Below are 15,385 nucleotides of genomic sequence, written 5' to 3'. Positions count from 1 at the left end.
TCTCTCCCCGAAGGGAGAGAGGTTGCTGAACTAACCCATCCCCTGAAGAATTTTTCCCAAGCGTTCACGCTGTTGTTCACTCAGCGCTTGCCCACCGCTGTGGCCCGCATTCTCAGTGATTAATTGATATAACCCCACCAGCCAATCGTAAATATACAGCGCCGTGTTGTTGATCGGTTCCGCTGGTAATGCGGTCATGCGTAGCTCGGCGCTCTGGCTGGGTTTGGTAAATATCTTATGGCCACGGTTAATGCGGCTTTCTGGCCGTTGCGCCTGCGGACGCAGTTGGAAGCCAAGCCAGGCGACAAAATCTCCCAGTATCGTCAAGGTACAGGCGATTTGCCGCTCGACGTGATTTTCCCTGCTGTGGCCCACGAGTCCCGGTTCGGCCAGGGCATTCCCTAAGCGTTGCCAGATACCCAGCCGGAAACAGGCGGTGATCAACTCATCGGCCAGCGTGGTCAAGGTGGCTGTTTCAACCGCCAGCAGGTCGATTAACGCACGATGATCGGCCAGATTACGCAGTTGGGTGATCCATAGCTGTTGCACCTGTAAAACCACGTTAGCACCAGACTCTAGCGAAGATACCGCTGTAGGTTGCTCGTCAAACAGATCTAGCTCGATCGCCAAAGGATCGTCGTTATGTGGGCGATCTTGCTGCTGCTGGCAAAAGAGAGGCAGTAGGGCGTTGCGGTCTGGCAACAGGTGCTCCAGCAGTTCGCCATGCAGCGTGGTGCGGCCCTGCAACGCTTTTACCGTAGCCTTGGCGAGGGGCGCTTTATCCTCGGTTGCCACGTTGAACCAGCGGCCAAGCAGGTTATGCCGTAACTCTTGCTCATGACGATCGAAATGTTGTTGCAGGCGGTTATGGCGGGCTGCGACATTCACCGACGTGAGCAGGTAGTCGGTCATACGCCGGACTTCATCTTCATTCATCGCCAGTAGCGTTCCCCAAACCTCGCCGGGTTGGCCAACGTACCGTTGGACGGCGTGGTCAAAATGGGCCGACGAACGCCGATCGCACGGGGTAAATGCCCAGATCAAATCGGGATGGCCACGGCTATCGGCTTCCTGATGTTGTTGTACCCAATGATCCAGCGCCTGGCCGACCATTGTGGCTTCTTCACGGCAGGCCGCAGCATGGCAGACGATCAAGGCTTGCATGGCCTGTTGGTCGCTATAACGTTGCAGCAGCGTGAGGCTCTTGGCCTGCTGCAGACTCTCGTCGTCTGCCCTATAGGCAGGTAGATCCAGATAATCGGTTGACGCAAAGCCGCTATGGGCCGGGTGGCTCTGTAAAGGGATCAGCAACTCTGCGGTCAATAACCTCAGGTCTGCCAAGGGCATCGTCATCATGCCGTTATCGAGTTTGAGCTGGACCTTGTCATCGGTCTCTTCCAGGTTTGCTGGCGTCAGGATACCGTAACTGGGCTGCTGATTTTCATCCGTCAGCAGGCTGAGCGGAGCCCGTACGCTTGCTGCGCCCTCCAGTTGATCCAAGCGGTAAGCCAGACGGCGATAACATGCGGTGAATGCCGGTTCTTGCCCCCATAGCGGAGCAAACAGCTGCGCCCGGTCGTCAACGGACAGATAGGGAGCGATAGCCAAGGCGTTTGGCCAGTATTCGCTGTCCCAACGATGTTGTAACTGTGGGTCGTCGCTGCGCAAGCTATCCCAGAGGGTAACGATATCATCGGCACCGATACCTGGCACTGCCTGAGGTTGGCAACGTTTTGTCAAAGAGGCGATGAGCTCTTCGACCTCTGTTTTTTCTATTGTCTGTTGCGTATGGCTGCTACGCGCCAACATCCACACTAACTCTACCGACGTCAGCAGCTGAAGCTGCACCGGATAATCAGGATCTTGTTGAGGTACGGCGTGGCTAAAGCGGATCGCTATCCCTACGGCGGTGTGCCCCGGACGGATATGCGTCAGGTAATCCAGCGTTTTACCGGCGAAGGTAGTCGCCAGGCAGTCTGGCTCGGCCGTAGCTAGCGAGGCGATAAGATGATGTTTTGCCGCTTGCGAACGGCCATAAAAGCCCAGTGCTCCGCGTTGAGTAGCAGCAACCGCCAGCCGTTGAAGCCGGATGCGGCAACGGCGTAGATTAAGCATCAAGGTAGGCGCTTCCAGTGCGAAACGGGGCGTCTGCAGGCGGGTATTATCCGCCCAGGCCAGCGCCTGAGCGATACCTTGATTTAATAACGGCCAGCGCTGGCTAAGCGGGGAGATTGGGGAAATGGCTGACTTCATGCAAAAACGCTCCCGCTGTCGATCCAATAGTGGGTAGCCCCGGTGGCACTGTCGATCAGCGTATTCAATTTGAGTTGCAGATGTTCGGTGGGCACCGGGCTACCGTCTTCCAGTTCGGCGCTAGTGATGCTCCAGCGAGCGGCAGAGTCCGGCTGCGGGGCAATTTTAACCCGTAACAGGTTATCGCCAGCCAGGTTACGCGCCAGCTGCGGATCGATAATCGTCAGGGTAAACAGCGGGGCGGCGGGCCAGTGTTCGTTATCTAACTGGCGGAATCCCAGGCACAACGCACCGTTGAGGGCAAAGCTGACGTTGCTGTCCAAACCGCCATCAGGGGTATCCAGATCGAGGTCGGCATAGAAAACCTGATTGGCAGGCAGGCGGTTGTCCGCGTCCAGGCGCCCCAGATAACGCACCGTTGAATAAGGGCGGAAATCGGCTGCCTTGAAATAAACGCCCGGTAAGCGCAACTCTAACGCTAACAGACACAGCATGGCACCGACCGCCGCAGTGGATTTGGGATTGTCGATCCGTCCTTGCTGGCTGAAAGGATACCAGCCGCTGGTGTGATAACCATCCAGCGAAACGATGCGGTTGATCGGCACCGGCTGTAGCTGCCGGAACAGGGCCTGAATGCCGGGGAAACGGGAAGGGCGGCCAGTGAGCAGCAGCACATCGCAGTTGTGCAGGGCGATCACCTCGGTCAACAACCGCAGATTGCGGGTAAGCGCCATGCGCGGTGCCAGGAATTCACCATGCAAGTGGCTCAGCCGTAGAATGAGCGGCGTCTGCAAAACATCGAAAAGTTCCGCTTCTGCCGGTAAACCGCGTTGTACCGCAGCATTGATATATTTCAATACGTTATCGGTAGGCCTTTGCGTTAACAGTTCGCCCAGCACGGCGTCGATCTCGCTGCGAGTCTGCACCGGGGTGAAGCTTTCATAGCGTTCCAGGATCGCTTGAGCGAGCGGGATGAAAAGTTGCAGTGTCACTTGTTGCTGTAGCACTGGGCTCTCGTCCTGGCCAAACAGTTCGGCCATCAGGGCTGCCGGTTCCGCCACGCCGATGCGTTTGAACTCGGCCTGTAGGGCGGGCAGCAGATACAGGCGGATCACTTCCAGCAGAATGTCATCGCCCGCCACCTTGAACCCTTCGCGGAATAACAGATGCGGGGTCACCTTGACGTTATTGCCAGCCGTCTCTTCCAGACGGTACTGGGTGATCGCCAAATCGGTGGTGCCGCCGCCGATATCCACCGAAGCAATACGCAGCGTTTTCCCCGGTTCAGCGGAGTCCGGACGTGCCATGGCGCTAAAGAACGCCTCAGCCTGACCCGCGAAATTGACCTGGATTTCGTTATACAGATAGACCATCTGGCCGCAGGTGGCCTCATCCCACTCCATCTGCACGGCGGGGACCGGCACCGAACTGGCTATGCCGTTCAAGTCTTCATCTGCCGAATGCCAACTCATGCCTTGCCACACTAGCGCGATCGCCTCATGCATCCGCTGACGGAAGATTTCACGTTCCGGTACCGGCATGGCGGAAGGCAGGGTCAGTATGATATTACGCAAACGGCGAGGTGCTGCGCCGTCACGCAAAGAGAGCCGCTGGGCCACGCTGTTGATCTGCATCAGCGCCTGGGCCAACAGTTCGCTCAACATCAAGGCCATCAGCGAACTGCGGCTGTAGTTTGGGGTGAAAACCGGCAGGCGTTCTTCCGGTGGCAGGCTGGATAACGGCTGGCCTTGGTCATTGATCAACTGAGCCAATGGCGTCGCGATAGCAGGCGGCTCCTGCAGGCAGTGCTCTGCCGTACGGTTGAAGCGCCAGCCAGGGCCGTAACTCTCCTCATCCCACAGATAGCGCCGTGGGCTGGACAGGCCGGTTGATGCCGTATCGCCTTGCCGCTGCTGAGCCAAGCGGCAGGCTTCATGGCCGACTCGGGTAAGAGATGGCCAGAGAAACGCATCGTCGCGGCCACTTTCAAACGAGTAATTCGCCTTGCCAAAGTTGGCGGGAGCGAACTCCGTGCGGCTGGAAAACAGGCCTTGGTGTAGATAATGCGGTTCGCTGAGATCGCGCAGTTGCAGTTCATAGCTGTGTTTCAAGCCGTTGCGTTCCGCCGGGTGATCTTCTACCAGGATGCCGCAGGTATGAGAGTTGCCGACATCGAGGATCAAATCCACATTCACGGCGGGTTGCTGCACATCGCTGCCTAGGGTGATATTAGGTACGCTTAGCTGGCTGGCCAGCAGCTCCAGCAGGTTCAGGTAGTGCGCCTGATATTCAAATTCACGCAGCGAAGCGTTGATGTTGCGTTCCGGGCGTTGCTCCAGGGCGATGGCCTGTTGGATAAATACCTCGCGTAGCCAGCCGTCAACCCAGGTGGCATCCAGGAAATCACCCAGATCCTGGCTATGGTGTGCTAGCGCAAAGCTCAGCCCGGTAGCGATGTCCTGCTGATTGGGAGCCAACTGTTGGTTTTCATGCCCTGCAGGATAGGTTTGCGTGTCAAATGCCAACGTGATGCGCAGCGTATGGCCTTGCCGGTCCGGCTGCTCTAACCGTCTCATTTGCATACGCGCCCAGTTGTCCGGCCCGCTGAGAAAACTGTTTGGCGGGTTGAAGCGCAAGAACGGCAGCGGTAACCAAACGCGATCTAGCAGCCGCAATGATTGTTCCAGAGGAAAGCTGAATTCCGGACGTACCATTTCGGCCGGTTCGCCGGGGGCTACCGGCAGGAAATAGCGATCCTTGGCCTGATGATAGTTCAGCCGCAGCAGTGGGCCGTTGGCAGTCTGACGGACAAATTTGCCCGGTCGCTCGGCGTCCAACACCGGCGTAAGGGAGAAGTCCAGAAATTGGATCCCGCTGTTGGGTATCAGCGTAACGCGCTGCGGATATGCGATGGGGGTCGCCAACATTATTTACTCTCGCGCTTGATCGTCATAGGGAATACCGTTTCGTTGTTGCCATAACGCCCGCTGCATTCTGCGGCGGCGCCAGCTTCACCTTGCTTACACACCAGTTCCGGCATTTGATAACGGGAACCGTCGCTGCAACGGGCCTTGGTACGGCTGTTGATCACCAGATTGCCGGACTGCATCAGGCCGGCGTTGACCTCGACCCGGCAGGTGACTTTGTCACCCTGTACGATCCTGGCGGTGCCCTTGCCACGGCTAAACTGATATAGCAGGCTCGGCGGTTTGCCGGTAAGCGGATCCTTGATCGCCAAGGTGACGCGCCATTTGCCGTTGAGGAAAGCGGTAGAACCGACCTTTACCGCTTCGGCGGGTAACGTCAGCGCCAGTTTATCGACCACTACCGGCGTGAGGACCGGCGGAGGAAGCACCTCCGCATAGCCTAATGGCAACTGTAGAGCAGCCGCAGTAACAACCGGCTTGGGTTGTACCTTGGCTGGCTCAACCGTTTTTATGGCTGGCTGAGGGGTTGGTTTAGGGAGCAACAACCAAATCGCGGCGGCCAGAATGAAAACAGCAGGCAGTAGCAGCAGCCACCAGGCATGGTGAGGCTTGTCATCCGCCGTGGTTGGCAGAGGTGCGGGCGGCTGCGGTTCATCAATGGGCTCAGCAATGGGTTCAATAATTGGCGGGGCGATGGGGGGCGCAGGGCGATCTTTCGGGCGCAGGCAATCCAAAGGCGCGTTGCTGATCTTGCCATCGGCTTTCACGCAGCCCCAGAAGGTGATCACCGGTTTGCCATCCACCAGGAAAACGGCGTTCTGATCCGGGAACTGCATGGCCTTGCTGAGCAGCGTCGCAAACATTTGCAAGTTGGCTTTACCGCTGTGGCGAGCGCGTAGACTGATGGCTTCTGCGGTGGTCTGGAAATGTTCCAGCAGCGGCAAGGCAGCCGCTCGGGCGTCGTCATCAGCCGCCAGCCAAGAGATCGCCCGCCCAGCAATGGGCGCATACCAGTCAATGCGATCGCCTTGCGCGTTGGGGATCGGGATCGCCAGGCAATCCGCTACGGCTGACTGTTGCTGAAGGCGCAACGCCTCACGCAACTGCGACGCCAACGCATAAACAGGTTGTCCATTTTCGCCCAATGTAAGAACGTCATCTAGATTGCCACTGCGTAAAAAGGGTTTTGCCACACCGGATGCCTTGCTTTTAAGCCTAAACGGCTAGTTTAGGTGGCGATAGCCTAATCAAACGTCTGAAAACAGGGGCAAAGTGGCATCTGTTTTGTGCATCGGATTGCCAGCGGTGGCGAACGATATTATCCTGCAACTAGCTGTCTTGCTTTCCCGAGAAAGACCTTGAGTTTAATTGGAGTGGATGTAGCGATGAAAACGCCAGAGATACCTGCGAATGAAGTACAGCGATTGAAGGCTCTGCGTTCCCTGCATCTGTTGGACACTCTGCCAGAAGAGCGCTTCGATCGGGTGACACGCATGGCCCGCCGGCTGTTCGGTGTCCCCATTGCCTTGGTGAGTCTGGTCGACGAAAACCGCCAATGGTTCAAGTCCAACTGTGGGCTGGGAGCGGCTACGGAAACGCCAAGAGATATTTCGTTGTGTGGTCACGCCATTCTGGGTAACGATATTTTGTTCATTCCCGATACGCTGCAGGACGATCGCTTTGCGGATAATCCTCTGGTCAAAGACTCGCCACACATCCGTTTCTACGCCGGTTGTCCACTGAGCTACTCCGGCGATCTGAAGATGGGGACCCTGTGCCTGATCGACGATAAACCCCGGCAGTTTGATGCCGAAGATGCGGTGGCGCTGCGCGATCTGGCCTCGATGGTCGAAGATGAGCTACGTGCCTTTCAGGCATCAACTTCTGACGAACTGACGCAAATATCCAATCGCCGTGGCTTTATCTCCCTGGCAGGTCATATGCTGCAACATTGTCAGATGAAAGGGGTTAAGGCCAGCCTGATATTTATCGACCTCGATAAATTCAAATTGATTAACGACACTTTCGGCCATGGGGAAGGTGACCGGGCGTTAATCTATTTTTCCGAGCTGATGAAACGGGTGTTTGGCTATTTTGACGTGATAGCCCGTTTGGGCGGTGACGAGTTTGTCGCGCTGATGGGCAGCCGTAGCAAAAGCGAAGCCGAACAGGGGATTTTAGCCCTGCAACGCTACGTGGATGAACATAATGCCTCGCAGATCACCCCTTACCAACTGGCGTTCTCCTATGGCATCGTCGAGTTTGATCCCGCCACGCCCCATAGCTTGGAAACCTTGCTGGCAGAAGGGGACTCCACCATGTACCGGATCAAGAAATCCAAGTGTATGCGGAGTTAATCGGCAAGTTATTCGCCGCACCAGACTTATGTTGAATCGATGGCTAATTCGGTAGGGTAGTACTCAGCATGCGTTACGTTACTATTAAGTGTGAGACAGTAGATTGAAAACAAAACAGTCAAAAATTCCCAAATCAATTTATAGGCCCATGCATTGCGACGAGTTTGACCTCTGGGCGGACCTCTCTTTAAATGACTATATTGAAGACCTGATGACAAATCATCGGTACAGCCGTAAAAAAGCCCAGGAAGAAGCGTCGAAATCATTTAAAACAGCCTTGCCGGCGGGTATCAACACTCAAAATAACCATTTTAGAACTTATGAACATGACGCTCAGGCTGTGGGATATCTGTGGTTCAGCTTGGAGGACAACTCAGTTTTTTTATCAGATATAATGCTTATCCCAGAGTTTCAGGGTAAGGGGATGGGCAGGGATTTTATCCGTGCGTTTCTGAATGAGCTGACTGGCCAGGGCGTGTATGAGGTAGAACTAAGAGTGTCCCCGGATAATCAAAGGGCTTTAAAGTTATATAAAGAGGTTGGTTTTCGGATAACGGGTTTTGATATGAGTCTTTTGCTGGAACCCGAGTTATCAGAAATCCGTTAATCATAATGTTTGGGGACAATGGTTTACTTCTGATTGCCTGCTTACATCGCCTGTTATATTCAGAAAAAAAGATTATTAATCCCGACTCCCTTACCGTGCATTTTGCTGTGGACTGCAGTTACCTCAAATCATCTCTGGGAAGATCGGCGGTATTTCAATCAGTTGCTTTTCTTGGGAGTTGGCATCGATCAGCGCAAACGCCGCCTGCAACATCTTGTTGACGTCCTGCTTCACCATCACGATGTCATGGCCTAACAGCAGTACGAAAGGGTCCCAGTCAAAGCAGCCCATCACTGGCTGCTTATCACCGCGATAGCCAGACGCCACCAACCAGCGCATCACGCCTTCGAGCGAGATCGTCGAGTTGACGAATAGCCCGGTTTGCAGATCGCCGCCTTGAGCCATAAAGGTCTTCATCGCCAGTTCGGCCTTGTCTGGGGAATAGCCGCAGGCCAACAGGTTCTCTTCGATGACCTCAACGCCTAACTGCCGGTGGGCATCTCTGAAGCCGCGCAGGCGTTCCGTGGTGTTATGGTCAACCCCGCGCCCGCCAACAAAGATCAGTGGCTTGAGGTAGCCCAGCCGTTTTTCACAGTTGGCCAGAATTCGTAACGTCAGCTCTTTAGCCCCGGCATAGTTATCGGTGATCACCGAAGGGGCGAGGGTGCCTGGCAGATCGAGATTCAGCGTTGAAATACCGGAAGCAGCGCAGATCTCGGTGATATTGTCGGGGGCGGTGGCACCGGTGGAGATGATCCAGTCAACCTGGTAGGAAAGCATGGTGCGCGCCGCTTCGATTTCCAGTTCAGGATCGCGGCTGGTGCAGGTAATCACCGGGAACAGGCCGCGTTCACGGGCCATCGATTCGAATAGCTCGACGATCGAACCGAAATAACGGTTGTCATACTTGGGGACGATCATGCCGATCATGGTTGATTTACGGCGGCGCAGCAGGCTGGCCTGCTGATTGACGGTATAGCCTTGTTCTTCGGCCAGGCGCAGGATTTTATCTGCCAGTTGGGCGCCAATGCGGCGCTTTTTCCAACTGCCATTGAGCACGGCGCTGACCGCACTTGAGGAGGCTCCGGCCAGTTCGGCCAGATCGTAAATCGTCGTTTTTTTTGCTTTGAACCCAGTCACAAATTTCGCTCCCCAATTTTCTATATCTTGACAGTAAAAATAAAAAGTAGCAATGATGCTCAATCGATTGAGCGCTGTAAGCAAAGGGTGTGACAGGGTGCGTAAACGTCCCCTCACCCCAACCCTCTCCCACCAGGGAGAGGGGGCTGGCACGGCGTTAAGGTCAGGTGCGGAAGTGCGTTTCCAACCCTTGCAAAGATAAAGCCGGGTAAGGAAAAGGTACGTTATAGCTCTTGCGAGTTCGGTGCTGAAGTTAGGCTCGATAGCTAATCCGTGGCACGCTCGGTTCCCTCTCCCTTTGGGAGAGGGTTAGGGTGAGGGGCAATATTGACAGCCAAATTTCTTAACTCGATGAACTCACACGCGGTGACTTCGTCGTGAAAATTTGATCTCTTGTTTAATAAAGGAACCCAACCATGACAGATTTCACCCAATTGAATTTCTCCCTCAAAGGTAAGGTCGCGGCGATCACCGGCGCGGCCTCGGGTATCGGCCTGGAGTGTGCGCGTATTTTCCTGCAGGCCGGGGCTAAAGTGGTGCTGATCGACCGTGACCAGGAAAAGCTGCAACGCCTGACCGATGAACTTGGCGAAAACGCGTATCCACTGGTCATCGATTTGCTCAACCCGCAGCAGGTTTCCGGCATGCTGTCCGGTATTTTAGCAGCGGCAGGGCGCCTCGATATTTTTCACGCTAATGCCGGTGCCTATATTGGCGGCCCGGTGGCAGAAGGGGATCCGGACGTTTGGGATCGCGTGCTGAATCTCAATATTAATGCCGCGTTCCGTTCGGTACAGGCGGTGCTGCCGTATCTAATCGAGCAAAAGTCTGGCGATATTCTGTTTACCAGCTCGATCGCCGGGGTCGTCCCGGTGATCTGGGAGCCGATTTATACCGCCTCAAAATTTGCCGTTCAGGCGTTTGTGCATTCCACGCGCCGCCAGGTGGCCCAATATGGCGTGCGGGTTGGCGCCGTGTTGCCAGGGCCGGTGGTTACCGCGCTGCTGGACGATTGGCCAAAAGCCAAGATGGATGAGGCTCTGGCCAACGGCAGCCTGATGCAGCCAAGGGAAGTGGCCGAAGCGGTGTTGTTTATGGTAACGCGCTCGAAGCAAGTCACCGTGCGTGATCTGGTGATCCTGCCAAATAGCGTCGATCTCTGATAGGTGAAAATGATGAACAATCAACAGCAGGTCGTTATTGGTGTCGATGTGGGTTCAGGCAGCGCACGGGCAGGGGTTTTTGATCTCTCGGGTACCATGTTGGCGCATGCCAGCCAAGAGATCACCCTGTTCCGCGGTCCGGAAAATTATGTTGAACAATCCAGCCGTGAGATATGGCAAGCGGTGTGTGCCAGCATCAAGCAGGCGGTTGCCGCATCCGGTATTGCCCCAGACAATGTGGCAGGCATCGGCTTTGATGCCACCTGTTCCCTGGTGGTCCTCGATGCAGACGGCAACCCCCTGGCAGTAGGGCCATCTGAAGATCCCGACCGCAACATTATTGTGTGGATGGACCATCGGGCCACGGAGCAGGCCGAGCGGATCAACGCCACCGGGCATCCGGTACTTAACTACGTTGGCGGGAAAATCTCCCCAGAAATGGAGACACCCAAGCTGCTTTGGCTGAAGGAGAACCGTCGTACGGTCTACGATAGCGCCTGGCAGTTCTTCGATCTGGCCGATTTCCTGACCTGGCGTGCCACTGGGGACTTGGCTCGCTCCGTCTGTACGGTGACCTGCAAATGGACCTATCTGGCCCATGAGAAACGTTGGGATCCGGACTATTTCCGTACCATCGGCCTTGAAGAGTTAGCAGACGAAGCGTTCCTCCGCATTGGGGATCGCATCCAAGAGCCCGGTACGCCTTGTGGCGAAGGCTTGACGACAGATGCCGCCAAAGAAATGGGATTAGTAGCGGGGACGCCCGTCGCCGTGGGCCTGATTGATGCCCATGCTGGCGGGATTGGTACCGTCGGTGTCGGCGGTGGCGTCACCAATAACCTGGCTTACGTGTTTGGCACGTCGTCCTGCACGATGACCACCACGCAAAACCCGGCCTTTGTTCCAGGCGTTTGGGGGCCATATTACTCTGCAATGGTGCCGGGATATTGGTTGAATGAAGGTGGGCAGAGCGCGGCGGGGGCGGCGATCAAGCAGTTGGTTTCGTTCCACCCCGCGGCACCAGAGGCAACGGAGCAGGCTAAGGCATTGGGTATTTCACTGCCAACCTTGCTGGCCGATTTGGCGCTGGCCAAAATGGTTTCTGCGTCGGAAGCGGCAAAACTCGCCAATGGCCTGCATGTGGTTCCCGAGTTCCTTGGCAACCGCGCCCCCTTTGCCGATCCCCATTCCCGTGCCGTGGTTGCCGGGTTGGGTATGGAAAGCAATCTCGATAATCTGGTGGCCCTGTATGTTGCTGGCATTTGCGGGATTGGCTATGGACTCAGGCAAATCCTCGATGCCCAGTCTCAGATGGGCGTCACCGTTGAGCAGATCGTGATCAGCGGCGGGGCTGGCCGTCATCCGTTGGTGCGGCAGTTGCTGGCGGATAGCTGTGGTTGCGCCGTGCTGACGACCAAGGCGGAAGAACCGGTATTGCTGGGGTCGGCTATCCTGGGTGCTGTGGCGGGGAAGGTTGCCGCCTCGGTGGAGCAGGCGATGGCGCAGTTTTCCGAGTTGGATAGCCAATATCAACCGAATGCGGATTTCCACCCGTTGCACGCTAACCGCTATGAGGCCTATAAGCTGTTGCAAAGCGCGGCCAAACGGATCCGTGAGGAGCTGCAATAAGTCTGCAAACTCGAGGGGCGCACCATGCTGCGCCCCTACGTATTATCTTCTGCCGCTTCCTTCAGTAACCATTCGCTAAATATTTCCATTGCCGGGGTCATTGCCTTCGATTTTAAATGGGTTAACCAATAACTGCCCATGTTGATTTCGGTAGCAAAAGGGCGCACCAACTGTGCGGTGGCGAGCTCCCGGGCAAACATTTTCGCTGGGGCTAACGCCACACCACCGGAATGGATGGCGCTCTCGATCATCAGACGGGATGAATCAAAGATGGCGCCATTCACTCTCACCGCCTGCAGACCAGCGGCAGCAAACCAGTTTTCCCACTCTTCAGCACGGTAAGAACGCAGCAAATCCTCCTGCAGCAGATCGGCAGGGTTAACGATCCGCTTAGCCGTAGCGGGGGTACACAACACGGTCAACGGAGCATCAAACAGCATTTCGTTATGGGTTGATGGCCACAAACCGGTACCAAAACGGATGGCGAAATCCAGCCCTTCGGCGGCCAGATTGACGACGTTATTGTTGGTGCGCAGCCGCAGTTCGACAAAAGGATGCTCTTGCCTGAACCGCTCAAGACGCGGCAACAACCAGCCCACGGCAAAGGTGCCGACGGCGGCCACGGTGAGCACCTCCTGGAATTGTCCCCCTTCAAACTGCCGGAAGGCTTTTTCAATATGACCAAAGGCGTCGGTTAACACGGCAAACAGCGCCCGTGATTCCTCCGTCATTTCTAAACCACGGGGTAAGCGTTTAAACAGCACCATGCCCAGGCGTTCTTCAAGCAGCCGCACCTGTTGGCTAACGGCGGCCTGGGTAACATAGAGCTCCAGCGCTGCCCGTGTGAAACTCAAATGTCTGGCAGAGGCCTCAAAAGCACGTAGGGCATTCAGGGGAAGATTAGAGCGCATGGGTATTATCCAAAAGATTTTCTTTATGCTAGAGAAAATTCTTGTCGCTTGTCAATAACGGCCTAACAGAGGATATTTCCCGCCATCTGAAAAGAACTCCGCTGCGTTAATCCATTTTATGTGAGGCAAAACATGGTTAGAAATACATTACGTCAAACCACCCTGATGGTCGCTACGGTTATGCCGTTGCTGTTCGGTAGCGCACCATTATGGGCGCAACCCGCTAATGCCAAGGCCAATATTCAGCAGCAACTGTCTGAACTGGAGAAAAACTCCGGTGGCCGCCTGGGCGTGGCGCTGATCGATACCGCCGATAATTCGCAGATCCTGTATCGTGGGGATGAACGTTTTCCCATGTGCAGCACCAGCAAGGTGATGGCAGTGTCGGCGTTGTTAAAACAGAGCGAGACGGATAAAAATCTTTTGGCTAAGCGGATGGAGATCAAACAATCCGATCTGGTCAACTACAACCCGATCGCCGAAAAACACCTGGATACCGGGATGACCCTGGCCGAGTTCAGCGCCGCCACTATCCAGTACAGTGACAACACGGCGATGAACAAGATCCTTGAGCATCTTGGCGGCCCGGCAAAAGTGACAGAATTTGCGCGTACTATCGGCGATAAAACCTTCCGTCTCGATCGTACCGAACCCACTTTAAATACCGCCATCCCGGGTGATAAGCGTGACACCACCTCGCCGCAGGCGATGGCAAAAAGCCTGCAAAACCTGACCTTGGGCAAAGCGCTTGCTGAACCACAGCGTGCCCAACTGGTTGAATGGATGAAGGGGAATACTACCGGCGGAGCCAGCATTCGCGCAGGTCTGCCAACCACGTGGGTGGTCGGTGATAAAACCGGCAGCGGTGATTACGGTACCACTAACGATATCGCCGTTATTTGGCCAGCTAACCACGCACCGTTGGTGTTGGTGACCTATTTCACGCAGCCACAGCAGAATGCCGAAGCCCGCAAAGACGTGTTGGCTGCGGCTGCTAAAATTGTCACCGCAGGACTTTGAATCGGGGATATTCATCGCGTAGATGCGCAGTGATTTTTTCAGCATAAAAAAGGCCGGAAAATCCGGCCTTTTCCGATCACGCCTGGCGATTAGTAATCAATGGCATCGCGGATAATCGGGCAGGTCATACAGTGGCCGCCGCCACGGCCACGGCCCAGCTCACTACCGACAATCTCAATCACCTCAACCCCTTCTTTACGCAGTTGGGTATTGGTTTTGGTATTACGGTCGTAAGCCAGCACCACCCCAGGAGAGAGCGCCACCATGTTGTTGCCGCTGTCCCACTGTTGGCGTTCGGTGTCGTAGTCGTTGCCTTCGGTTTCCACCACCCGCAGTTTTTTCAGGTTCAGTGCTCCGGCAATGGCTTCAACAAAGGTGCCTTTATCGCGGCTCAGCTTCATGCCGGTTGGGCCAGAATCCGGGCGCAGCGAGAAGGTTTTGATCTGATTGACGATAGCCGGGTAGAGCGTCACTACATCGCGGTCGCAGAAGGTAAAGACCGTATCCAGGTGCATGGCGGCACGCAGTTTCGGCATGGCGGCAATCATCACTCGTTCAACGCCGGAATGTTTGTTGGCAAACAGCGCGGCGGCCAGCTGGGTGATCGCCTGATGCGAAGTACGCTCACTCATCCCAATCAGCACCGTTTTGTTGCCGATCGGCATCACGTCCCCACCTTCGAGCGTGGCGGTACCGTGGTGCACCGTTGGGTCCCCCCACCAGACGTTAACATTGGCTTCGCCAAAGTCTGGGTGGAACTTGTAGATCGCCGTGGTCAGAATGGTTTCTTCGTGACGGGCAGGCCAATACAGCGGGTTCAAGGTCACGCCGCCGTAGATCCAACAGGTGGTATCACGGGTATATAAAGTATTCGGCAGCGGTGGCAGCAGGTATTCGGTAATGCCTACCGCTTCGCGGATCAGTTTCAGCTCTTCGTGGTCGGCATAGCCTTCTTTGGCCAGCTCGGTAGTGGAAAGGCCACCGATCAGCACCTCCGCCAACGCCCGTGGTGCCAGGCCATCAAGGAAGCTGCGGGTTTCATTCAAGATCCCCAGTGACACTTCATTAGGCACAATCTGCTGATCCAGGATCCACTTTCTGGCTTCGGGCAGCGCCAGGGTTTCAGCCAGCAGGTTGTGCATTTCCACCACGTCCACGCCGTGTTCACGCATCTTGGTCATGAAGTCAAAATGGTCACGCTTGGCGCGCTCAACCCACAGCACGTCATCAAACAACAGCTCATCACAATTACTCGGCGTTAGCCGGTTATGCGCCTTGCCAGGGGCGCAGACCATGACTTTATGTAATTTCCCTACTTCTGAATGAACACCAAACTTGGACTGCGTCTTTTTTTTAGTCGACATAATGACTTGCCTCG

General features: G+C 55.6%; 11 protein-coding genes. 5 read left to right on the top strand and 6 right to left on the bottom strand.

From position 1 onward, the window contains the following. Window positions 1-30 precede the first annotated feature (30 nt). The 3 genes from KGP17_RS13120 to KGP17_RS13110 are packed head-to-tail and all read right to left on the bottom strand — an operon-like array spanning window position 31 to window position 6,373. Window positions 31-2,253, bottom strand: a complete 2,223-nt coding sequence (locus tag KGP17_RS13120) for a virulence factor SrfC family protein (RefSeq protein WP_223499556.1) — start codon at window positions 2,251-2,253, stop codon at window positions 31-33. Further along, entirely contained in the window at window positions 2,250-5,180 is a 2,931-nt protein-coding gene (locus tag KGP17_RS13115; protein WP_223499554.1) for a virulence factor SrfB, read from the bottom strand. Before KGP17_RS13115 ends, KGP17_RS13120 begins: the two co-directional genes overlap by 4 nt. Then, on the bottom strand, window positions 5,180-6,373 hold the full coding sequence (locus KGP17_RS13110; RefSeq protein ID WP_223499552.1) for an SrfA family protein: 1,194 nt from the start codon (window positions 6,371-6,373) through the stop codon (window positions 5,180-5,182). The genes KGP17_RS13115 and KGP17_RS13110 overlap by 1 nt, the downstream gene beginning before the upstream one ends. A gap of 192 nt (window positions 6,374-6,565) precedes the next feature. Here KGP17_RS13110 and KGP17_RS13105 point away from each other — a divergent pair, with 192 nt between their 5' ends. Continuing rightward, window positions 6,566-7,537, top strand: a complete 972-nt coding sequence (locus tag KGP17_RS13105; RefSeq protein ID WP_059200840.1) for a sensor domain-containing diguanylate cyclase — start codon at window positions 6,566-6,568, stop codon at window positions 7,535-7,537. Between the two features lie 103 nt (window positions 7,538-7,640). Next, complete coding sequence (locus KGP17_RS13100) at window positions 7,641-8,144, top strand: N-acetyltransferase (RefSeq protein WP_094981250.1); 504 nt, start codon at window positions 7,641-7,643, stop codon at window positions 8,142-8,144. Between the two features lie 123 nt (window positions 8,145-8,267). Here the strand turns inward: KGP17_RS13100 and KGP17_RS13095 are convergent, their stop codons facing one another. After that, window positions 8,268-9,284, bottom strand: coding sequence for a LacI family DNA-binding transcriptional regulator (locus tag KGP17_RS13095; protein ID WP_059200838.1), 1,017 nt, complete (start codon window positions 9,282-9,284; stop codon window positions 8,268-8,270). 416 nt (window positions 9,285-9,700) lie between these two features. Here KGP17_RS13095 and KGP17_RS13090 point away from each other — a divergent pair, with 416 nt between their 5' ends. Further along, on the top strand, window positions 9,701-10,447 hold the full coding sequence (locus KGP17_RS13090; protein ID WP_166734978.1) for an SDR family oxidoreductase: 747 nt from the start codon (window positions 9,701-9,703) through the stop codon (window positions 10,445-10,447). 12 nt (window positions 10,448-10,459) lie between these two features. Then, on the top strand, window positions 10,460-12,076 hold the full coding sequence (locus KGP17_RS13085; protein ID WP_223499646.1) for an FGGY-family carbohydrate kinase: 1,617 nt from the start codon (window positions 10,460-10,462) through the stop codon (window positions 12,074-12,076). Between the two features lie 35 nt (window positions 12,077-12,111). Here KGP17_RS13085 and KGP17_RS13080 read toward each other — a convergent pair whose 3' ends face one another. After that, window positions 12,112-12,987 carry a LysR family transcriptional regulator gene (locus KGP17_RS13080; protein WP_223499550.1) on the bottom strand — a complete coding sequence of 292 codons (876 nt, stop codon included), beginning with the start codon at window positions 12,985-12,987 and terminating at the stop codon, window positions 12,112-12,114. 132 nt (window positions 12,988-13,119) lie between these two features. On the opposite strand from KGP17_RS13080, the gene KGP17_RS13075 reads away from it, so the two are divergent. Further along, window positions 13,120-14,007, top strand: a complete 888-nt coding sequence (locus KGP17_RS13075; protein WP_209522946.1) for a class A beta-lactamase FONA-12 — start codon at window positions 13,120-13,122, stop codon at window positions 14,005-14,007. 89 nt (window positions 14,008-14,096) lie between these two features. Here the strand turns inward: KGP17_RS13075 and arcA are convergent, their stop codons facing one another. Then, the gene (arcA, locus tag KGP17_RS13070; protein WP_021177942.1) at window positions 14,097-15,371 is read right to left on the bottom strand and encodes an arginine deiminase; all 1,275 of its coding nucleotides are present in this window, start codon (window positions 15,369-15,371) and stop codon (window positions 14,097-14,099) included. Window positions 15,372-15,385 lie beyond the last annotated feature (14 nt).

Origin of the sequence: Serratia sp. JSRIV001, from assembly GCF_019968745.1 — a bacterium.
GTDB classification, from domain to species: Bacteria; Pseudomonadota; Gammaproteobacteria; order Enterobacterales; family Enterobacteriaceae; genus Chania; species Chania fonticola_B.
The sequence above is the reverse complement of the archived record's forward strand: the minus strand, read 5'-3'. Positions and strand labels throughout refer to the sequence as shown.

Bases quoted from the DNA above. Each gene is read 5' to 3' on its own strand.
- KGP17_RS13120 (WP_223499556.1), bottom strand. From the start codon at position 2,253: ATGAAGTCAGCCATTTCCCCAATCTCCCCGCTTAGCCAGCGCTGGCCG.
- KGP17_RS13090 (WP_166734978.1), top strand. From the start codon at position 9,701: ATGACAGATTTCACCCAATTGAATTTCTCCCTCAAAGGTAAGGTCGCG.
- KGP17_RS13080 (WP_223499550.1), bottom strand. From the start codon at position 12,987: ATGCGCTCTAATCTTCCCCTGAATGCCCTACGTGCTTTTGAGGCCTCT.
- KGP17_RS13115 (WP_223499554.1), bottom strand. From the start codon at position 5,180: ATGTTGGCGACCCCCATCGCATATCCGCAGCGCGTTACGCTGATACCC.
- KGP17_RS13075 (WP_209522946.1), top strand. From the start codon at position 13,120: ATGGTTAGAAATACATTACGTCAAACCACCCTGATGGTCGCTACGGTT.
- KGP17_RS13085 (WP_223499646.1), top strand. From the start codon at position 10,460: ATGAACAATCAACAGCAGGTCGTTATTGGTGTCGATGTGGGTTCAGGC.
- KGP17_RS13105 (WP_059200840.1), top strand. From the start codon at position 6,566: ATGAAAACGCCAGAGATACCTGCGAATGAAGTACAGCGATTGAAGGCT.
- arcA (WP_021177942.1), bottom strand. From the start codon at position 15,371: ATGTCGACTAAAAAAAAGACGCAGTCCAAGTTTGGTGTTCATTCAGAA.